This window comes from Mycolicibacterium frederiksbergense (assembly GCF_012223425.1).
GTDB classification, from domain to species: domain Bacteria; phylum Actinomycetota; class Actinomycetes; order Mycobacteriales; family Mycobacteriaceae; genus Mycobacterium; species Mycobacterium frederiksbergense.
Map to the genome: position 1 here is coordinate 2,886,134 of NZ_CP038799.1, position 19,637 is coordinate 2,905,770.

Here is a 19,637-nt window from a genome sequence, read left to right on the forward strand (position 1 = left end):
ACGTGGAATGACCATGCTCCTGGCAGGCGTTGCCGCAGGGGTGACCGACAACGTCGATTTCGACTTCAGCGGCCTGGACCAGATGAACAACGGCGTCATCCGTGAGTTCCGGGAGACCGGCGGGACGGCGGGCGGGCTTGTCGAGGGCAAGCCGCTGGTGCTGCTGCACCACACCGGCGCGAAATCGGGTAAGAAGCGCATCGCGCCGCTGGTGCCGTTCGTCGAGGACGGCCGGGTCTACGTGTTCGCGAGCCTGGGCGGCGCCGATATCCATCCGGCCTGGTTTCACAATCTGCTCGCCCACCCCGACACCGTCATCGAACTCGGCGACGAGACGGTGGCGGTGCGGGCCCGGGTGCTCACCGGGGACGAGCGCGATGCGATCTACGCCAAGCAGTCGGCCGTGCAACCGGAGTTCGCCGACTACCAGCGCAAGACGGCCCGGGTGATCCCGGTGGTGGAACTGGTCAGGCAAGATGCCGGTATGACCCCGCAGGTGATCCAGCGCTGGATCGACTACATCGACCACCATGACCCGGCCGTCCTCGACGAGCTGCTCGCCGAGGACGCGGTGTTCTACTCACCGGCGGTGTTCACCCCGCAGCGGGGCAAGGCCACCACGGCCAAGTATCTGAACGCCGCCGCGAAACTCTTCGGCGGCACCGACTTCCACTATGTCGAGCAGTGGTACGGCGAGAACTCGGCGATCCTGGAGTTCCAGGCCACCCTGGACGGTGTGGTGGTCGACGGTATCGACATGATCCACTGGGGCGAGGACGGCAAGATCGTCTCGTTCAAGGTGATGATCAGGCCGTTCAAGGGCCTGCAGGCGGTCATACCGCGGATGGCGGAGCTGCTCGGCGGGCAGTGACGTCCAGCTGGGCCTGCAGGGCGGTGGTGAACACCGGCTCGGCAAAGTAGTTGCCCTGAGCCACGGTGCAGCCGTACCCGCGCAGCAGTTCGGCGGTCTCGGCATCTTCGACACCCTCGGCGACGCTGGTGATGCCCAGCGTGTGGGTCAGCTTGATCACCGAATGCACGATCGCGGCCGCCCTCGGGTTCGCCAGCATGGGCGCCACGAAGTTGCGGTCCAGTTTCAGCTCGTCGATCGGTAGATCGCGCAGGTAGCTCATGGTCGCGTAACCGCTGCCGAAATCGTCGATGGAGACCCGGAACCCGGCCCTGCGGAGCCGCTCGATGACGTCACGGGCCTGGCGCGCGTCGGCCAGCAGGTAGTGCTCGGTGATCTCGATGGTCACCGCCTCCGGGGGCAGGCCGTGACCGGCAAGCACCGCGCCGATCCGCTCGGGCAGCGCCGCATCGTTGAACGACGGCGCGAACAGGTTGATGGCGACCGGCACCTCGCGGACCCCGGGCCGGTACCAGGCGGCGGCATCGCGGGCCGCCTGTTCCAGCACCAGATCCGTCACGGCGCCCATCAGGCCGTTACGCCGGATCAGCGGCAGGAACTGATGGGGTGTGAGCACACCGAGGTCGGGATGCGGCCACCGCACCAGCGCCTCGACACCGACGATGTCGCCGGTCGCCAACGAGATCTGCGGCTGGTAGGCCAGCCGTAGATCGCCGCCGTCGACCACCCGGCGCAACTCGCCGAGCAGCCGGATCTCCGAGATCGGCGGAAGACGGATCTGCCCGCTGTCCCCCCAGGCGGGCGCGGTGTCCACATCGCCGATCTGCATGCCGGGGACGAACACCTGGATGCCGCCCACGCCGGAACGCTTCGCCACATACATCGCCACATCGGCTCGCTTGAGCAGTTCCTCGGTGTTGATCGGCGGCTCCGAGTGACCCGGTGCGTCGACCAGGCCGATGCTGGGGTGGATGTAGACGTCCTCACCGTCGAGCTGGAACGCGTCATCGAAGGCGTGCATGACACGACCCGCGATCTGTTCGGGTGTTTCCGGACCGGCCTCGATGATGATCGCGAACTCGTCGCCACCGAGCCGGGCAACGGTGTGGCCCGGAGGAACGCTTCGTACCAGCCGGCCCGCGATCTCGCGCAGCAACTCATCCCCGCAGTGGTGCCCGAGATTGTCGTTGACCAGCTTGAAGTCGTCGAGGTCGAGCGACAGCACGGCCACCGGTCGCCCGTCGCGATGCTGCAGCTCGATGGCGTGATCGAGGCGGTCGGTGAACAACAGCCGGTTGGCGAGCCCGGTGAGCGGGTCGCGGAACGCATGCATCGCCACTTCGTCCAGCAGTTGCTGGTTCTCGAGCAAGACGGTGAGCTGGCGGATCAGTGCGGCGATCACCAGAATTGCCGAGCCCACCAGCACCGGCCGGATGCCGGCGTCGGGCCACAGGTGCGCGACGGCGGCGGCCACCGCGAACGGCATCGTCGCGTACGGCAGCCACATGATGGTGGTCGGCATCAGCTGGCTTCCTGAAGTGGCCGAGCCCCGTTTCACGTCGGCCGACATCTTCGCCGCGGCCGCGATCATCAGCAGCCCGGTGACCTTGCTGATCATCGGAAAGCCACCGATCGAACGGTTGCCCTCCAGTTGCAGGTAGAGCGCGGCGACATCTCCCATCGCGATGGCGATGATGCCCGCGGTGAAGACGCCGAGAATGTAGCGACGACCCGCCGGCACGGTGGTCAGCACCAGCACCGACAGGGTGACCATGGTCAACGCGGCGATCGGGTAGATAGCGGTCAAGGCGGCGTCGATGGTGTCGAAACGATGGTCGTGGAACAGGCGGTGCAACACCGCCACCCAGACCAACAGGAACAGCGCCGAGGCGATCACCGTGCCGTCGAGCAGCTGCCGGAAGACGGACAGCCTGTCGTTCGCGGCGCGCAGCATCCACACGGTGCCGACCGCCAGGGGGAGCGCGAGAAAGCCGATATCGGCCACGGAGGGGAACGACGGCTCGATCTGGAGGACTGTCGTGGAATAGAGCCACACCAGGCTGCCGGCGACCCAGCCCAGGCAGCCGAGGGCAATGGCGATCCATCCGATCCGGATTCTGCCCCGGCCGGCGCGGGCCGCGATGACGGCGCACGCACAGGACAGTCCGCTGAACGCAACGAAGCCGACCGAGCTGACCACGGTCGTCACCTGCGTACCGCCCCAACCGGCGAGCAACCAGCAAACAAACACCAGGTAAACCGCCAAGCCGGCGGCGTAGCTGGGGTTCGCCCTGATCATGCGCATTACATGCAGCTTAGAGTGGTTTTCGGGTGCCGAGGACACTAATTCAATCAGCGGGTCCAGCAACATCGTCGCGCTGCGATAACCTGCCAAGGATGCGTCTTTTGCTGATATCCGACACCCACGTGCCGAATCGGGCGCGAGATCTGCCGTCCACGGTGTGGGATGCAGTCGAAGGCGCCGACGCGGTGCTTCATGCGGGTGACTGGATGGCGCCGGATCTGTTGGACCGGCTGCAGGACCGTACCCCGTTTCTGGTGGCGTGCTGGGGCAACAATGACGGGGACGAGCTGCGCGCCCGTCTGCCCGAGCGGGCGGACGCCAACTTGGGCGGGTTGCGGTTCACCGTCACTCACGAGGCGGGTGTATCGGCCGGGCGTGACGAACGGATGGCGCGGCTCTACCCGGACACCGATGTGCTGGTTTTCGGGCACAGCCACATCCCCTGGGACGCGACGGCGTCCACCGGTCTGCGGCTACTCAATCCGGGCTCACCGACCGACCGGCGGCGCCAGCCGTTCTGCACCTATATGACCGCTTCGGTCGACGACGGCGTGCTCACCGACGTCACCCTGCATCGGATTTAGCGGCGCCGGACCGCTCTGCGTGGCAGGGTCGTAGCCATGGAGCAGAAGCCGCCCACCGCCACCATCACCGCTGCCAACCTCGCCCAACGCGACGGACTGCCGTTCGAGGACACCCGGGATTTCGAGGACGCAGACCGCGGCTTCCTCGGCGCGCTCGAGCCGTGCGTGGTCACCGCCGCGGACGGAAGGGTGGTGTGGGACAACGACTCCTATGGGTTCCTGGCCGGTGACACGCCGGACAGCGTGCACCCGAGCCTGTGGCGGCAGTCCCAGCTGTGCGCCAAGCAGGGGGTCTACGAGGTGGTCCCCGGCATCTACCAGGTCCGCGGCCTGGACCTGTCCAATATCAGCTTCATCGAGGGCGACACCGGCGTCATCGTCATCGACCCACTGGTGTCCACCGAGACCGCGGCGGCCGCACTGACGCTGTACCGGACGCACCGCGGTGACCGCCCCGTCGTGGCGGTGATCTACACCCACAGCCACGTCGATCACTTCGGCGGTGTGCTCGGCGTGACGTCCCAGGCGGATGTCGATGCCGGCAAGGTCGCGGTCATCGCGCCGGAGGGATTCACCGAGCACGCCGTCCAGGAGAACGTCTACGCCGGAACCGCGATGGCCCGCCGCGCCTCCTACATGTACGGGGCGGTGCTGGCCCGCGGCCCGCAGGGACAGGTCGGTTGTGGCCTGGGGCAGACGCCGTCCCTGGGTGAGGTGGCGCTGATCGTGCCCACCCTGGACATCACGCAGACCGGCCAGACACACACCGTGGACGGTGTCGAGATCGAGTTCCAGATGGCGCCCGGCACCGAGGCCCCGGCCGAGATGCACTTCTATTTCCCGAAGTTCCGCGCGCTGTGCATGGCCGAGAACGCCACCCACAACCTGCACAACCTGCTGACGCTGCGCGGCGCGCTGGTGCGCGACCCGCACGGCTGGGCCGGGTACCTGACCGAGGCGATCGACGCCTTCTCCGACCGCACCGATGTGGTGTTCGCCTCGCACCACTGGCCCACCTGGGGGCGGGACAACATCGTCGAGTACCTGTCGGTGCAGCGGGATCTGTACGCCTATCTGCACGACCAGACGCTGCGCCAGCTCAACCAGGGGTTCACCGGCATCGAGATCGCCGAAGCCTTCCAGATGCCGCCCGCACTCGAGAGGGCCTGGCACACGCACGGCTATTACGGGTCGGTCAGCCATAACGTCAAGGCCGTCTACCAGCGTTATATGGGCTGGTTCGACGGTAACCCCGGCCGGCTCTGGCAGCACCCGCCGCAAGCGCTGGGCCCGCGCTACGTGGCGGCGATCGGCGGTATCGACCGGGTGGTCGAGCTCGCCAAATCCGCCTTCGACGATGGTGACTACCGTTGGGCGGCAACGCTGCTCGACCATGCGATCTTCACCGACGAGAACCATCCGGGTGCCCGCGAGTTGTATGGCGACACGCTGGAGCAGCTGGCCTACGGCGCCGAGAACGCGGTGTGGCGCAACTTCTTCCTGTCCGGGGCCACCGAGCTTCGGGACGGAAATTTCGGCACCCCCACCCAGACGGCGTCCCCGTCGCTGATGAGTCAGCTGACGCCGGAACAGATTTTCGACATGCTGGCGATCAACATCAACGGGCCGCGCTCGTGGGATCTGGACCTCACGATCGACGTGACGTTCGTCGACCTCGGAGCCGATTACCGGCTGACGTTGCGCAATGGCGTGCTGGTGCACCGCCAGGTTTCAGCCGATCCGGCCACGGCGACGGCGACCGTCACGTTCGCCACCAAACTGAGGCTGCTGGCCTTCGCCGCCGGTGACCGTGAGTCGCCCGGGGTGGAGTTCACCGGTGACGCCGAGGCGTTGCCGACGCTGCTCGGCGCGCTGGACCGGCCCGACCCTGGTTTCGCGATCATCACGCCCTAGTGGGGCGAGCGGAGCGAACTAAGGCATACCGCCGTCGACGCGCAGGGTCGACCCGCTGGTGTAGCTCGACGCGTCGGAGGCGAGAAACAGTGCGGCTCCGATGATCTCGCGTGGGTTGCCGAGCCGTTTCAGCGCGAAGTGCTGCGCACCGGCCTGGGTCGCTTCGATATCCCACGCGTCGCTGATATCGGTCAGGAACGGCCCCGGCATCAGGGTGTTGACACGCACCGTCGGGCCGAAGGCCAACGCGAACCCCTCGGTCAGCGCATTGAGCCCGGCCTTGGAGGCGGCGTAGGGCAGGAAGGCGGGATCGGGTTTACGCGAGCCGCTGGTGCTGACATTGATGATCGAACCGCCACCGTCGGCGACCATGCGTTCCCCGACCAGCGCCGAAAGCCGGAACGGACCCTTGAAGTTCAGGTTCATCACGGAGTCGAAGAGCTTCTCGGACACCGATGTCAGTGAATCGTAGAGCGGCGACATGCCCGCGTTGTTGATCAGCACGTCGACCTTGCCGAACCGCTCGTAGGACGCCTCGACGAGCCCGTCGAGCTGGTCCCAGCGCCCGATGTGCACCGCATAGGGGAAAGCGGCCCGGCCGGTCGCCGCGGTGATCTCCTCGGCGGTGGCGACACACGACTCGTACTTGCGGCTGGCGATGATCACATCGGCGCCGCACCCGGCCATCGCGAAGGCCATCTCGCGGCCCAGCCCACGGCTGCCACCGGTGATCAGCACCACCCGGTCGGTCAGGTCGAACAGTGTGTCGGCATAGCCCATCATCGGCTCCTGGCGGTATCGCGGACGACCTTGTGCACGAATCCCAGCTTGTCCACCACCGGCTGCGGAATGTCGAAGGGGTACAACGGATTCTTGCCCATGGCCGTGTTCACCCGGTTGAAGAACAGCGACATCCACTTCCAGTCGAACAACATCCGTTCGATGGGCTCGTCGTCGTAGCACTCCAGCGCCACGATGTCGCGTGGCGCGTTGAATCGCACCCGGTCGGCGTGCAACACCATGCCCGCTTCCCTGGCGGTGTCCATGGTGTCGGCGATGTGCAGGTAGTGCGCGAAGCACTCCGCGAAGTCCTCCCACGGATGCATGGTGGCGTACTCGGAGATGAAGGTCGCCTCCCAGCCCTGCGGGGCACCCACGTTGTAGTGCCGGTCGATCGCCTCGCGGTAGCCGGCCCGCTCGTCACCGAACAGCCGGCGACACTCGTCGAGATAGATGTCTGCGCCGCAGCCTTTTTCGACGAGCACGTTCTGGTAGTAGTGGCCCACTTCATGGCGGAAATGACCGAGCATGGTGCGGTACGGCTCACCGAGGCGCACCCGCAGCGACTCCCGGTAGTCGTCCAGGGATTCGACCAGGTCGATGGTGATCACCCCGTTGGCGTGACCGATGATCACCTTCTCGCCGGTGCTGTGGCTGGACAGCAGATCGAAGGCCAGGCCGCCGTCACGGTGCCAGTACGGCTCGATCGGCAAGCCGATGTCCGCTAGCTGGAACACCAGTCGGCGCAGGGCCAGCGTGGTCGGTATCAGCTTCTCCCGCGCCAGGGTGTCGTCGGCGTCGGGTTCGTGGCGGATCAGCGAACCGGCCAGGCACCGTCCGCGCGGGCCCGCCTCTTGCTCCTCGCGGGCCAGCCAGTTGCAGCTCAGCGTCTGGTACTGGGTGCAGCGGATCCACCTGACGCCGTCGTAGATCGCCGCGCCGTCACCGAGTGCCAGCATGCTGAGCGACGGCAGATGCAGGCCCACCGCGGTCCCGCAGCTGGCACAGTGATCGGCCTCGAACGCCATGAAGCTGTCGCACACCGGGCAGGCGAAGGCACGCACGAGACCTATGGTGTCACGGTGCAACTTCTTCTGGTCCGACATGCGCTGCCGCTGCGGAGTGAACCCGGCGAGGGGTCCGATCCGCACCTGTCCGAGGAGGGGCTGGCCCAGGCCGCCCGGCTACCCGACGCGCTGTCCCGTTTCCCGATCACCCGGCTGGTGAGCAGTCCGCAGCGCCGGGCACAGCAGACCGCACAGCCCGTCGCCGACGCGCTCGGGCTGCCCGTCGACGTCGACGAACGGCTTGCCGAGTACGACTACGGACTGTCGCACTACACACCGATCGAGGAGATCTCCAAAGAAGACCTGCAGCGACTCATCGACGGGCATCTGCCCGGTGACGTGGATCCTGTCGCCTTCCAGGCCAGGATCTGGGCGGGCATCGACGACATCGTGGCGGCGGCCGGCCACGATGACACCGTGGCGGTGTTCAGCCACGGCGGTGTGATCAACGCGGTGGTGCACCGGGTGATGAAGACGGCGCGGCTGCTGTGCGTCCAGGTCGACTACGTGGGCGTCACCCGGGTGTTGTCCTCTCGCGGTGGCCGGCTCTCGGTGGCCTCGGTCAATGGCACCGAACACGTATGGGACCTGCTGCCGCGGAACCAGCAATGGTAGAAAAGCCCGGTGAACTCTCTGGCCGGCCTTGATCTCGACGCCCTGGACGCCCACCTGCGTGCGGAAGGTATCGCCCGCACCGGCGAATTGCGCAGCGAGCTGATCTCCGGTGGCCGCTCCAATCTGACCTTCCGGGTGTTCGACGATGCGTCGAAGTGGGTGCTGCGCCGGCCGCCGCTGCACGGTCTGACCCCGTCGGCGCACGATATGGCCCGCGAGTACAAGGTGGTCGCCGCACTCGCCGACACCCCGGTGCCGGTGGCCCGCGCGGTGACCATGCGCAACGACGACTCCGTGCTGGGAGCGCCGTTCCAGATGGTGGAGAACGTCGAGGGCAACGTGGTGCGCAGTGCCGACGAACTCGCGGCGCTCGGCGACGCCGCCGTCGTCGAGGGTTGCGTCGACTCGCTGATCACGGTGCTCGCCGACCTGCACGCCGTCGATCCGGTGGCCGTCGGGCTCGGTGACTTCGGCAAGGCCGACGGCTACCTGGAACGCCAGGTGCGCCGCTGGGGTTCGCAGTGGGATCATGTGCGGCTGCCCGACGATACCCGCGACGCCGATGTGAAGAAGCTGCATTCGGTTCTGTCGGAACGGATCCCGGCCAGCCCACGGGCCTCCATCGTGCACGGCGACTACCGCATCGACAACACCATCCTGGACGCCCAGGATCCGACGGTGGTACGCGCGGTGCTGGATTGGGAGTTGTCCACCCTCGGTGACCCGCTCTCGGATGCGGCGTTGATGTGCGTCTACCGCAACCCGAACTTCGACGATGTGCTCGGCATGCGGGCGGCCTGGACCTCAGAGCTGTTGCCGCCCGCCGATGAGCTGGCCCAGCGCTACGCGGTCGCCAGTGGCCAGGAATTGCAGAACTGGGATTTCTACATGGCCCTGGCCTATTTCAAGCTGGCCATCATCGCCGCGGGGATCGACTTCCGCGGACGCGAGGGCGGCGACGCCCCCGCGGCGGTCGGTGAGGCCGTGGCCCCGCTGATCGCCGAGGGGCTCAGGCTCGTCTAGAAGGTCCGGCGGGCCGCCTTCAGATTCTTCCGGGCCGCCAGCCGCAGTTGCACGATGCGGGCCGCACCGACCATCACCGCGAGCAGCCCGCCGCCCACCGCGGCCAGCAGTAGCGCCACACCCAATGGCAGTGTCCAGTTCCAGCCCAGGAAGTGGAAGGTGCCCGGGTCGGTGTTCTGCGCTATGAAGATCAGCAGGACGATCAGGATCAGGAATCCGGCGATCAGTGAGGTCCAGAGCGCTGCCGCCCTGGTGAACTTGACCGCGTCCTCCGGTGGAGGCGGGGGCGGTTCCGCTGCGCCCAGAGGTTCGTAAGGTTGCTCCGGATCAGCGGGCAACGCGTGCGGGTCGGTCGTCATGGCATTCATCTTGCCCGTTCACACACGATTTCAAACCATCTCACGGTGAGTTAAAGCCCGGCATGTCCCGGCCGGGCCCGTTACTGTCGAGAAGATTGCCACGCATCGACGCACCAATGGCCGAGGGGACGGTATGCGCCGCATCCGTAAGTTCATCGTCTTGTGTACCGCTGTGCTCACCCTGTCGGTTGCCGGTTGTGGCAGTTCGAATCCGCTCGGTGGAGGTGAGATCTCCGGCGACCTGAAGACGATCGCCGTCGGCTCCGCGGACTTCACCGAATCGAAGATCATCGCCGAGATCTACGCCCAGGCCTTGGAGGCCAACGACTTCACCATCAAGCGGCAGTTCGGTATCGGCAGCCGGGAGACCTATATCCCTGCCGTGCAGGATCATTCCATCGACCTGATCCCTGAGTACACCGGCAACCTGCTGCAGTACTTCGATCCAGAGGCGACCGCCACCACGTCCGATGCCGTGCTGCTGGCTCTGCTGAAGGCGCTGCCCGGCGACCTGTCGATCCTGTATCCGTCACCGGCCGAGGACAAGGACACCCTCGCGGTGTCGGAGAACATCGCGCAGGAGTGGAATCTGACGTCCATCGCCGATCTGGCCGAGCGCTCACCGGAGGTCAAAGTCGGTGGGCCATCGGAGTTTCAGACCCGCGTCACCGGGCTGGTGGGCCTCAAGCAGAAATACGGACTCGATATTGCACCCGCCAACTTCGTGGCGATCAGCGACGGCGGCGGGCCGGCGACCGTGCAGGCCCTGACCGGCGGCACCGTCACCGCCGCCAACATCTTCAGCACATCGCCGGCCATCGAGAAGAACAATCTGGTGGTGCTCGAAGATCCCGAGAGCGTGTTCCTGGCGGCCAATGTGGTGCCACTGGTCGCCTCGCAGAAGATGTCGAACGATCTCAAATCCGTGCTCGACGCCGTCAGCGCCAAGCTGACCACCGAAGCGCTGATCGAGCTGAACACGTCGGTCGAGGGCAACGAGGGTGTCGACCCCGACGAAGCGGCCGCAAAATGGATCAGCGACAACGGTTTCGACCAACCACTGCCGGGTAAGTGAGAACGCGATGATCACGTTCAGCAACGTCACCAAGAAGTATCCGGACGGAACCGTCGCCGTCGACGACCTCACCCTCGATGTCCCCGAGGGCACGCTGGCGGCGTTCGTCGGCCCGTCTGGCTGCGGTAAGACGACCTCGATGCGGATGATCAACCGGATGATCGAGCCCACCTCGGGCACCCTGACCGTCAACGGCGAGGACGTGACCAAGGTCGACCCGGTCAAGCTGCGCCTGGGCATCGGGTACGTGATCCAGAGCGCCGGGCTCATGCCGCATCAGCGGGTCGTCGACAACGTCGCCACGGTGCCGGTGCTCAAGGGGGAGTCGCGGCGCAGCGCGCGCAAGGCCGCCCTCGAGGTGCTGGAGCGCGTCGGTCTGGACCCGAAACTGGCGCAACGCTATCCATCCCAGCTCTCGGGTGGTCAGCAGCAGCGCGTCGGGGTGGCTCGGGCGCTGGCCGCCGATCCGCCCATCCTGCTGATGGACGAACCGTTCAGCGCCGTGGACCCGGTGGTGCGTGAGGAATTGCAGGCCGAGATTCTGCGGCTGCAAAGCGAATTGCGCAAGACCATCGTGTTCGTCACCCACGATATCGACGAGGCGGTCAAGCTCGGGGACAAGGTCGCCGTGTTCGGCAGGGGCGGCGTGTTACAGCAGTACGCGGAGCCGTCGTTCGTGCTGTCCAATCCGGCCAACGAGCTGGTATCCGGTTTCGTCGGGGCCGACCGCGGTTACCGCGGTCTGCAGTTCTTCGCGGCGACCGGGCTGCCGCTGCACGACATCCGGCAGGTCGCCGAGGACGATATCGACCAGTTGCAGCTGGCGCCCGGCGACTGGGCGCTGGTGCTGCGCGCCGACGGGAAGCCGTTCGCCTGGATCAACGCCGAGGGAGTGGAGGTACACCGTAGCGGAAGTGCGTTGTACGACAGCACCATCGGCGGTGGGTCGTTCTTCCGCCCCGACGGCTCGCTGCGACTGGCACTGGACGCCGCCCTGTCCTCGCCGTCGGGTCTCGGGGTGGCCGTCGACGAGGACGGACGCCTGCTCGGCGGTGTGCAGGCCGATGATGTGCTGGCCGCGCTGAAGCAACAGCGCCGGGTCCCGAAGGTCGGGTAAGTGAACTACCTGCTGACCCACCTCGACGATGCCTGGACGCTGACGCTGATCCATCTGCGGCTGTCGCTGGTGCCGGTCGTGCTCGGATTGCTCATCGCGGTGCCCATCGGCGCCCTCATCCAGCGCACCACCCAGCCGCGCCGCGTCGTCACCGTGCTTGCCAGCATCATCTTCACCATCCCGTCGCTCGCACTGTTCGTGGTGCTGCCGCTGGTCATCCCGACCCGCATCCTCGACGAGGCGAACGTCATCATTGCGCTGACGCTCTACACCACTGCGCTGCTGGTGCGGGCCGTCCCCGAAGCGCTGGATGCGGTCCCACCCGAGGTGCTCGACTCGGCCACCGCCGTCGGCTACCGGCCACTCACCCGGGTGCTCAAAGTCGAACTGCCGCTTGCCATCCCGGTACTCATCGCCAGCCTGCGCGTGGTCGCGGTGACCAACATCTCGATGGTGTCGGTGGGTTCGGTGATCGGCATCGGCGGCCTGGGCACCTGGTTCACCGAGGGCTATCAGGCCAACAAGAGCGGCCAGATCATCGCGGGCATCATCGCCATCTTCGTGCTGGCGGTGGTGATCGACACGCTGATCCTGTTGGCGGGCAAGGCGCTGACCCCTTGGGACAGAGGCGCCAGAACCAAGGCGGGTGCGCGATGAACTTCCTGCAGGAGGCGCTGTCCTACATCTTCACCGCGGCGAACTGGTCGGGCCCCGCGGGCATCGGTATCCGCATCGTCGAACACCTGCAATACACCGCGATCGCGGTCGTGTTCTCCGTGCTGGTCGCCATCCCGATCGGGCTGATCATCGGGCACACCGGCCGCGGCACCTTCCTGGTGGTCACCGGTGTCAACGCGCTGCGGGCGCTGCCGACGCTGGGTGTACTGCTGCTCGGTGTGCTGTTGTGGGGGCTGGGCCTCATCCCGCCGACGGTGGCGCTCATGCTGCTGGGTATCCCGCCGCTGCTGGCCGGCACCTACTCGGGTATCGCCAACGTGGACCGCGCCGTCGTCGACGCGGCCAGGGCGATGGGCATGACGGAACGGCAGGTGCTGCTGCGCGTCGAGGTGCCCAACGCGCTGCCCCTGATCCTCAGCGGCCTGCGCACCGCGACCTTGCAGATCGTCGCGACCGCCACCGTCGCGGCCTACGCCAGCCTCGGCGGGCTGGGTCGTTACCTGATCGACGGCATCAAGGTGCGCGAGTTCTATCTCGCACTGGTCGGCGCGCTGATGGTGACGTTGCTCGCACTCATCCTCGACGGGGTGCTGGCCCTGGCGGTGTGGTTGTCCCAGCCGGGTGCCGACCGTTTCGGCAGGCAGGCCGACCGGCTGCCGCAGCCACTGCTGGATGACGAAGTAGCACTCGAATCGTCCAACGCGGGTACGAAGCGTGGGGACGTTCGCATACGGTATGAGGGTGACTGAACCAGCCCCACAATCAGGCACGGGCGCCACGGATGAAACTGCAGGCGCCTGGCCGGCGATCCTGACTTGGCGTGCGCACGATGTGCCGCGGATGGAGTCGGTGCGTGTGCAGCTGTCCGGCAACCGCATCAAGGCCTACGGCCGCATCGTCTCGGCCGCCACCTCCTCGGACCCCGCGTTCAGCGCCTCCTATGACCTGGTCACCGATGAGACCGGTGCCACCAAGCGGTTGTCGCTGACGATGACGCTGGCCGAACGGGAACGCCAGCTGTCCATCGCCCGCGACGAGGAGGGCATGTGGCTGGTGCGTGACCACCAGAATCAGACCAGTCGCGCCGCCTACGAGGGCGCACTGGATGTCGACGTCGTGTTCAGTCCGTTCTTCAACGCGCTGCCCATCCGCCGCACCGGACTGCACCAGCGGGCGGAGTCGCTGGAGGTTCCCGTCGTGTACGTGCGCCTGCCCGAACTGACGGTGGAGCTGGAGACCATCAGCTACAACAGCGCCGGCGGGGCAGAGATCGGACTGAAATCGCCGATCGCCGACACCACCATCACCGTCGACGACGACGGTTTCATTCTCGACTATCCCGGACTGGCAACGCGGATCTGATCACGCCGCCGGCGCGGCCGGCGGCGGCGAGTTCCTCCCGCCAGCCCGGTGCACCGATGGTGACCGCCAGGATGTCGGGCCTGCTGAAACTGTCGTAGCGGATTCGTGCCGCGTGGCCGGCTTCGACCAGATCGGCCACCGAGGCATGCGCGGCCAGGTGCTCGCGGGCCCGGGTGAGCAGTTCGATGCTGCGGTCCAGGCCGGTCAGCAGCTGCTCGGAGTTCGCCTCGCACATTGCACGCACCAGGTCCGGGGCGGTGGCCGCGACCCGGGTGCCGTCCCTGAACGACCCGGCGGCCAGCGCGAAGGCCAGGGGGACCTCGCTCGCGGTGGCGGCCAGCGTCTCGGCCAGCAGGTGGGGCAGATGCGATATCGCCGCGGCCGCGGCGTCGTGCTCATCGGAGCGGGCCGGCACCACGAACGCCCGGCAGTCCAGCGCCAGCTGCGCCACCATGGCCCAGACTTCGGAGTCGACCCCGTCGTCGACGGCCACCACCCACGGGGTGCCGGCGAACAGGTCCTTGTCGCCCGCCGACCAACCGGAGTGTGCGGTTCCGGTCATCGGATGACCGCCGACGAACCGTGCCCGCAGCCCCGCGGACTCGACCTGCGCCAGCACCGCACCCTTGACGCTGATGACATCGGTCAGCGCGCAGTCCGGCGCGGTCGCGCGAATGTGCTCGAGCATGACGCCGAGTGCCGGCATCGGGACGGCCAGCACGATCAGTGCCCCGGTGTCCGCGGCACGCGACAGTGCATCGTCGAGGGCCGCGGTGGCGTCGAATCCGTCGAATTGGGCGCCCTGGACACCGTCCACCGAGCGGTTGTAGCCGAACACCTCACGGCCCGCCGCGGCCGCCGCCCGCATCAGCGAGCCGCCGATCAATCCCAGTCCCAGCACGCACACCGGAGTCTCGGTCACGGTTCTAGGTTGGCACACGGTCCGGGCGCCGGGTTGCCGGCCGGTGAATAGGTGGTCAAAGGTCCCGGGCGGGGACTAGCGTTAGCACCCATGGGAGCACAGCGTGCGCCGGCGCAGGAGGCTGCCAACCTGCCGGGCGGATTCGGAGTCGCGGTCGTCCGGGAGGACGGCAAATGGCGGTGCGCTCCGTTGCGCAAGGGTGCGCTCAACAGCCTGACCGCGGCCGAGACCGAGCTGCGCGAGCTGCGTAGCGCCGGCGCCGTTTTCGGGTTGCTCGACATCGACGAGGAGTTCTTCGTCATCGTCCGGCCGGCCCCGGCGGGCACGCGGTTGCTGCTCTCGGATGCCACCGCCGCGCTGGACTACGACATCGCCGCCGAGGTGCTCGACAAGTTGGACTCCGATATCGATGACGAGGACCTTGAGGACGCCGACCCGTTCGAGGAGGGCGACCTCGGGTTGCTCGCCGATGTCGGACTGCCCGCGGGTGTGCTCGGTGTGATCATCTCCGATGACGATATGGAGATCGACGAGCAGATCACCGCGATCGCCGAGCGGATGGGCTTCGAGAACGAACTGTCCGCGGTGCTCGACAAACTGGGTCGGTGAAACCGGATCAGGAGCTGATCCGGCTCGCCCTCGAGGTGGCCCGCGCCGCGCCCGTCGACGATGTGCCGATCGGGGCGGTGGTTTTCGGGCCCGACGGCACCGAACTTGCCCGCGCCGCCAACGCCCGGGAGGCGCTGGGCGACCCGACCGCACATGCCGAGATCCTGGCGATGCGGGCCGCCGCCGGACGGCTGGGTGACGGATGGCGGCTGGAGGGCTGCACGCTGGCCGTCACCGTCGAGCCGTGCACCATGTGCGCGGGGGCGCTGGTGATGGCCCGCATCGGGTTGCTGGTGTTCGGGGCGTGGGAGCCCAAGACCGGGGCCGTCGGCTCGCTGTGGGACGTGGTGCGCGATCGTCGGCTCGTGCACCGGCCGCAGGTGCGCGGCGGGGTGCTCGCGCAGGAGTGTGCGGCCCCGCTGGAGGAGTTCTTCGCCCGGCAACGCTGAGCGCTGCACCGTTTTCTACACCAGGGTCGTCAGCGCCCGCCGATCGCGACCGTGACGTAGAAATCGGCGCGATTATGGCCAACCGGCTGTGCCCGGTAAGCTGCCACGCGGTGGCGTGTCCGAGCGGCCTAAGGAGCACGCCTCGAAAGCGTGTGACGGGTAACCCCCGTCCGAGGGTTCAAATCCCTCCGCCACCGCCATAGCCCCTCACCTGCTCGCCCAGGTGGGGGGCTAGTTTGTTGTGCCGTCAGCTCTCGTCGAGTACGTCTTCCACGCGCTGCACCTTCGCGCTGAGCTGGCCGGTGTGCCCGGGGCGGATATCGGCCTTGAGCACCAGGCCGACTCGCGGTGAGACGGCCGCGACGGCGTCCACGGCCTGCTTGACGACGCCCATCACCTCGTCCCACTCGCCCTCGATGTTGGTGAACATCGCGTTTGTCTCGTTGGGCAGTCCGGATGCGCGCACGATGCGGACGGCTTCGGCGACCGCCCGGTGCACACCACCGTCGTCATCGGCGGCGGACGGGGTCAGGCTGAAGGCGACAAGCATGGTGTCCAGCCTGGCACAGCAGCCCGGACAGTGTTTAGCCCTGGCGCTGCCGGGTACTACAAGAGTCTCCTGCTCACTCGCCCAGAACCGGCGACTGCGTTGTGGGGAATCACCACTAGACGAGGCAGGGTCCTACCCGGCACACCGCCGGAGTCAATCGCCCAGATTTTGCGCACCGGTCCAGCATGCGGCCGCAGTGGCGACGCAACCAACCATCTGACGGTCGATATCTCGCTGCCTTCACAGCGCCTCATGAACAAGAGCCAGGCCGCCGAGCTTTGCCGAGGTGCCGCACCGTCGCACGACGGGACCGAGATCGGTACCGAGATCGAAATCGCGATGACCAACGGCCACAACAAGTAAGGAATGCAGATGAGCGAACACAACAAGGCTGACCAGGCCCGCAAAGGGCTGATCGATTCGGTGAAGGGCAAGGCGAAAGAGGTCTTCGGAGCCGTCACCGGTAACGAATCACTCACCGCTGAAGGGCAACTCGAGCAGACGCAGGCCGCGGAGCGCAAAGAGGCCAACAGCGTCGAGGCCGTTGCCGACGCAGAGGCCGAACAGGCGCGGCGGCAGGCCGCGGAGGTTCAGACGGCCGGAGCTTACGAGCGTGCCGCTGTGGCCAAGGAGGCCGCTGCGGTCGAGAACGCCGTACGCATCCGGCAAGAGGCAGAAAAGCATGCGGCCGAGAACGCCGAAGGCCAGAAGCTGGCCGCGAAGAACCACAGTGCCTCGGTGACGGCGCTGAGCCAGGTGCGCCGAGCGAAAACCGAAGCGCGCGAGCAGATCGAAGGGGCGGCCGACGAGGTTGTCGAGGCCGTTGATGATCACCGCTCGGAGGCCCAGAAGGCCGACGACACCCGCGAGGCAGCAGAGCGCGCCCGTCAGCGCGCCGACGCCCTCACCTCAGAAGACCTGTCCTGAACACCGTCACCACCCAGGAGATGACCATGCAGATCACCGCAGTACCCTTCGCGCTCTGGCGCGTGCAGTATCAGATCGTCCGCTACCCGTTGCAGTTGATCCAGGATCGGATGGCCGACCGGCTGGACCCCGAGGCTCCGGCCCGGCTGTTCTACGAGCGCACGCTCGGGCAGCTGGATTCCACCGTCGGTCGCGTGCTGCGTGACCCGGACCTGGAAGCCCGCGGGACCGCGCTGACCGAGCGTGGCGACGCACTGGCCAGGGCCTCGCGGCTGGACGCGAAGGCGGCCCAGATCGAGGAGCAGGCCGACACCACTCTGCACGCCAGGCGGGAACAGGCGATGGAGGACCAGAAGCAGGCGCGCGCGGACCGGGAGCAGAAGGTCAACGACGCTCAGCGCAACGCCGATGAGCGCAAACAATCCGCCGCCGAGGAAGCCCGGGCCCATACCGCGGCGGCCAAGAAACAGGCCGACGATGCCGCGGCCCGCAAGTCCGAGGCCGTTCGCCGCGCCGAACAGCAGGAGCAGAACCGCATCAAAACGGCCGAGAAGAAGGCCATGGAGACTCCGAAGGCCGCGATGGCCGACGCGACGTCCAAACACACCGAGGCCGCCGACAAGCGCCGGCAGGCCGACCGTGTCGAACAACTCGCCTCCGCCGAGAAGGCGAAGCGGCAGTCGAGCTGATCCTCAGACCGCGACGGTGACGAACCTGCTGGCCGGTACCGCGGACCCGATCACCGTGCCCTGGGCCGTTCCCTTGGGGGTGCTGATCGGCAACGTCGACCCGGGCACGAGTTCGTCGCCGTTGTCGGTGTCACCGGCGAACCAGTCGTTGAACCAGCCGGCGGACAACGCATCGACGGCCGGCGGGTTCTGCGGCTGCGGGAAACCTGCCAACAACTGGGCGCCGAACTGGATGAGCGCGTTGCCGCCCTGCATCGAGTCCATGTGCACGCCACCGGAGAGCACCACACCGTTGAACCGCCCGGGCCGCGCCGCGTTCAGGTCCGTCTTGAGGGTGCTGATGAAGTTGAAGGCGTTGCGGGGCGCGCCGATCTCGCGGACCGGGATATAGCGGCCGGTCTCGTCCTCATAGGCCTGCAGCTTGCGCAGCGCGACCGCCATGGTGCTGCCGGTCGGCACACCGTCCAGGGTGATCACCCCGACCAGATCGTCCGCGGCGCCGTTGTCGACGAGGTACCCGGCGACCGCGGCAACCAGGCCACCGCCGGCCGAATGCCCCGCCAGGCCGAACTTCTCGGGCAGCCGTGCGTCCGCCGGGTCCAGGCCGTACCGGGTGGCGAATCCCGCGGCGAGCGCGCTGTCGGTCAGCGCCGTCCGGTCGCCGACGAAAAGGTCGGCGATGGCCGCGGCCATCCCGTCACCATTGATCCAGTTGTCGTCACCGGCAAAGGGATTCGAGGAGATCGTCGGGGTGACCACGATGGCTCCGGTCGACGCGGCGAGATTGGCCGCGGTGAAGCTGTACATCGGGCCGAGTGCGAAGAAGCCGTGCTGCAACACGATCAGCTTCTCCGGCACCGCATCGCCCTCGGGGTAGTACCAATTCGCTTTCACCCGCTGCCCGGTGGACAGCAGGATCGTCGAGTTGCGCACCGTCACGGTGCTGTTCGGGGGCAGCACCGGGGGGCCGGTGACCAGTGCCTCCAGCGCCTGCAGCGAGTTGAACACCAAGGAGCCGATGCCGCTGGTGATCCGGTCCGTCACGCCCTGCAGCCAGCGGATCAGGTTTGGGGGTGACGCAGCCGCGGCCTGCACGGGTGCGGCCGCTTTCGGTGCGGCCAACGCCAGTGACACGCTCGGCTGCGCGGCGATCTTTGCGACGGCGGCCGCGCCGCCGGCACTGATATCGGTGACCGCGGGTGTTGAGACGGCGGGCGTCGAGACGGTGGGCGTCGAGATGGTCGGCGTGGCCACCGCGGTCTCGGCGGGGACCGTCGCCGCCCGCTCGGGTGCGCTCGCGGTCATCGGCGCCGAGTGCGGCCGCAGAGCCGTCATCGCGTCGGTGCGCGCGGTCAGGTTCTTCTTCTTTTTCTTCGGGGTGTCGCCGAGGGCGTCTTCGCTGGGCTTTTCGGGCGCCTCGACCTCGGTCTTGGCGTCTGGCGAGGTGTCGGGTGCGGCGTCCTCCGAGGGGCTCTCAGGCTGGTTGCCACCCGCCGCGGGGGACGAGTCGGACGCCGACTGCGATCCGGAGCCGGTCGTCGAGTCGTCGGCGAGCGCGACGCCCGCGCCGGCGAGAACCGCCGCCGAGACACCTGCCGACAACAGCCCGGCACTCACCCACATCGGCAGCCGTTCCATAAAATCCCCTGACGCTGAAAAAGAAGCAAACACCATCCTGCCTGATTATTGACACCGGCGAAAGCTACGTGGGTGGTTTTGGTGGACCGCCATACTCAGATAC

General features: G+C 67.3%; 22 protein-coding genes and 1 tRNA gene. 16 read left to right on the plus strand and 7 right to left on the minus strand.

The window, feature by feature from the left end; all coding sequences use genetic code 11:
• Positions 1–7 precede the first annotated feature (7 nt).
• Positions 8–871 (plus strand): nitroreductase/quinone reductase family protein, encoded by an 864-nt coding sequence (locus EXE63_RS16880; protein ID WP_168142888.1) that lies wholly within the window; start codon positions 8–10, stop codon positions 869–871.
• On the opposite strand, the gene EXE63_RS33665 is transcribed toward EXE63_RS16880, so the two are convergent.
• Positions 834–2,159 carry a putative bifunctional diguanylate cyclase/phosphodiesterase gene (locus tag EXE63_RS33665; RefSeq protein WP_494546311.1) on the minus strand — a complete coding sequence of 442 codons (1,326 nt, stop codon included), beginning with the start codon at positions 2,157–2,159 and terminating at the stop codon, positions 834–836. The genes EXE63_RS16880 and EXE63_RS33665 overlap by 38 nt on opposite strands.
• Here EXE63_RS33665 and EXE63_RS33670 point away from each other — a divergent pair.
• The 3 genes from EXE63_RS33670 (at position 2,043) to EXE63_RS16895 (ending at position 5,674) form a co-directional block, all read left to right on the plus strand.
• Positions 2,043–2,408 (plus strand): hypothetical protein, encoded by a 366-nt coding sequence (locus EXE63_RS33670; RefSeq protein ID WP_494546312.1) that lies wholly within the window; start codon positions 2,043–2,045, stop codon positions 2,406–2,408. The genes EXE63_RS33665 and EXE63_RS33670 overlap by 117 nt on opposite strands.
• Positions 2,409–3,268: 860 nt before the next feature.
• Positions 3,269–3,760: a metallophosphoesterase family protein gene (locus EXE63_RS16890; RefSeq protein WP_168142890.1), complete on the plus strand. Its 492-nt coding sequence runs from the start codon at positions 3,269–3,271 to the stop codon at positions 3,758–3,760.
• Positions 3,761–3,796: 36 nt separating this feature from the next.
• Positions 3,797–5,674 (plus strand): alkyl/aryl-sulfatase, encoded by a 1,878-nt coding sequence (locus EXE63_RS16895; RefSeq protein ID WP_168142891.1) that lies wholly within the window; start codon positions 3,797–3,799, stop codon positions 5,672–5,674.
• 18 nt (positions 5,675–5,692) lie between these two features.
• Here EXE63_RS16895 and EXE63_RS16900 read toward each other — a convergent pair whose 3' ends face one another.
• Positions 5,693–6,454 carry an SDR family NAD(P)-dependent oxidoreductase gene (locus tag EXE63_RS16900; protein ID WP_168142892.1) on the minus strand — a complete coding sequence of 254 codons (762 nt, stop codon included), beginning with the start codon at positions 6,452–6,454 and terminating at the stop codon, positions 5,693–5,695.
• Positions 6,454–7,518 carry a zinc-binding metallopeptidase family protein gene (locus tag EXE63_RS16905; RefSeq protein WP_168142893.1) on the minus strand — a complete coding sequence of 355 codons (1,065 nt, stop codon included), beginning with the start codon at positions 7,516–7,518 and terminating at the stop codon, positions 6,454–6,456. Before EXE63_RS16905 ends, EXE63_RS16900 begins: the two co-directional genes overlap by 1 nt.
• 18 nt (positions 7,519–7,536) lie before the next feature.
• On the opposite strand from EXE63_RS16905, the gene EXE63_RS16910 reads away from it, so the two are divergent.
• Positions 7,537–8,136 carry a histidine phosphatase family protein gene (locus EXE63_RS16910; RefSeq protein ID WP_168142894.1) on the plus strand — a complete coding sequence of 200 codons (600 nt, stop codon included), beginning with the start codon at positions 7,537–7,539 and terminating at the stop codon, positions 8,134–8,136.
• Between the two features lie 9 nt (positions 8,137–8,145).
• Positions 8,146–9,159 (plus strand): phosphotransferase family protein, encoded by a 1,014-nt coding sequence (locus EXE63_RS16915; RefSeq protein WP_168142895.1) that lies wholly within the window; start codon positions 8,146–8,148, stop codon positions 9,157–9,159.
• Here EXE63_RS16915 and EXE63_RS16920 read toward each other — a convergent pair.
• Entirely contained in the window at positions 9,156–9,518 is a 363-nt protein-coding gene (locus tag EXE63_RS16920) for a LapA family protein (protein ID WP_168142896.1), read from the minus strand. The genes EXE63_RS16915 and EXE63_RS16920 overlap by 4 nt on opposite strands.
• A 133-nt stretch (positions 9,519–9,651) precedes the next feature.
• Between EXE63_RS16920 and EXE63_RS16925 the strand changes: the two genes are divergently transcribed.
• From EXE63_RS16925 to EXE63_RS16945, 5 genes are read left to right on the plus strand one after another with little or no spacing between them, the layout of a single operon-like run.
• A complete protein-coding gene (locus EXE63_RS16925) occupies positions 9,652–10,593 on the plus strand; it encodes an ABC transporter substrate-binding protein (protein WP_168142897.1) in 942 nt (313 codons plus the stop codon).
• Between the two features lie 7 nt (positions 10,594–10,600).
• A complete protein-coding gene (locus EXE63_RS16930) occupies positions 10,601–11,710 on the plus strand; it encodes an ABC transporter ATP-binding protein (RefSeq protein ID WP_168142898.1) in 1,110 nt (369 codons plus the stop codon).
• Positions 11,711–12,367 (plus strand): ABC transporter permease, encoded by a 657-nt coding sequence (locus tag EXE63_RS16935; protein ID WP_168142899.1) that lies wholly within the window; start codon positions 11,711–11,713, stop codon positions 12,365–12,367.
• Entirely contained in the window at positions 12,364–13,137 is a 774-nt protein-coding gene (locus EXE63_RS16940; RefSeq protein WP_168142900.1) for an ABC transporter permease, read from the plus strand. Before EXE63_RS16935 ends, EXE63_RS16940 begins: the two co-directional genes overlap by 4 nt.
• Positions 13,124–13,750 carry a putative glycolipid-binding domain-containing protein gene (locus tag EXE63_RS16945; protein ID WP_168142901.1) on the plus strand — a complete coding sequence of 209 codons (627 nt, stop codon included), beginning with the start codon at positions 13,124–13,126 and terminating at the stop codon, positions 13,748–13,750. The genes EXE63_RS16940 and EXE63_RS16945 overlap by 14 nt, the downstream gene beginning before the upstream one ends.
• Here the strand turns inward: EXE63_RS16945 and EXE63_RS16950 are convergent.
• Positions 13,713–14,657: a prephenate dehydrogenase gene (locus EXE63_RS16950; protein WP_234904594.1), complete on the minus strand. Its 945-nt coding sequence runs from the start codon at positions 14,655–14,657 to the stop codon at positions 13,713–13,715. The genes EXE63_RS16945 and EXE63_RS16950 overlap by 38 nt on opposite strands.
• A 105-nt stretch (positions 14,658–14,762) precedes the next feature.
• Between EXE63_RS16950 and EXE63_RS16955 the strand changes: the two genes are divergently transcribed.
• The 3 genes from EXE63_RS16955 (at position 14,763) to EXE63_RS16965 (ending at position 15,930) form a co-directional block, all read left to right on the plus strand.
• Positions 14,763–15,281: a tRNA adenosine deaminase-associated protein gene (locus EXE63_RS16955; protein WP_168142903.1), complete on the plus strand. Its 519-nt coding sequence runs from the start codon at positions 14,763–14,765 to the stop codon at positions 15,279–15,281.
• Positions 15,278–15,730 carry a nucleoside deaminase gene (locus tag EXE63_RS16960; RefSeq protein ID WP_168142904.1) on the plus strand — a complete coding sequence of 151 codons (453 nt, stop codon included), beginning with the start codon at positions 15,278–15,280 and terminating at the stop codon, positions 15,728–15,730. The genes EXE63_RS16955 and EXE63_RS16960 overlap by 4 nt, the downstream gene beginning before the upstream one ends.
• Positions 15,731–15,839: 109 nt before the next feature.
• A tRNA-Ser gene (locus tag EXE63_RS16965) sits at positions 15,840–15,930 on the plus strand.
• A 47-nt stretch (positions 15,931–15,977) separates the two neighbouring features.
• Here EXE63_RS16965 and EXE63_RS16970 read toward each other — a convergent pair.
• Positions 15,978–16,280, minus strand: coding sequence for a thiamine-binding protein (locus EXE63_RS16970; RefSeq protein WP_168142905.1), 303 nt, complete (start codon positions 16,278–16,280; stop codon positions 15,978–15,980).
• Between the two features lie 372 nt (positions 16,281–16,652).
• Between EXE63_RS16970 and EXE63_RS16975 the strand changes: the two genes are divergently transcribed.
• Both EXE63_RS16975 and EXE63_RS16980 read left to right on the plus strand, forming a co-directional pair.
• Positions 16,653–17,207 carry a CsbD family protein gene (locus EXE63_RS16975; protein WP_168142906.1) on the plus strand — a complete coding sequence of 185 codons (555 nt, stop codon included), beginning with the start codon at positions 16,653–16,655 and terminating at the stop codon, positions 17,205–17,207.
• A 26-nt stretch (positions 17,208–17,233) separates the two neighbouring features.
• Positions 17,234–17,896: an IF2 family translation initiation factor gene (locus EXE63_RS16980; protein WP_168142907.1), complete on the plus strand. Its 663-nt coding sequence runs from the start codon at positions 17,234–17,236 to the stop codon at positions 17,894–17,896.
• Between the two features lie 3 nt (positions 17,897–17,899).
• On the opposite strand, the gene EXE63_RS16985 is transcribed toward EXE63_RS16980, so the two are convergent.
• Positions 17,900–19,534, minus strand: a complete 1,635-nt coding sequence (locus tag EXE63_RS16985) for an alpha/beta hydrolase (protein ID WP_168142908.1) — start codon at positions 19,532–19,534, stop codon at positions 17,900–17,902.
• Positions 19,535–19,637 lie beyond the last annotated feature (103 nt).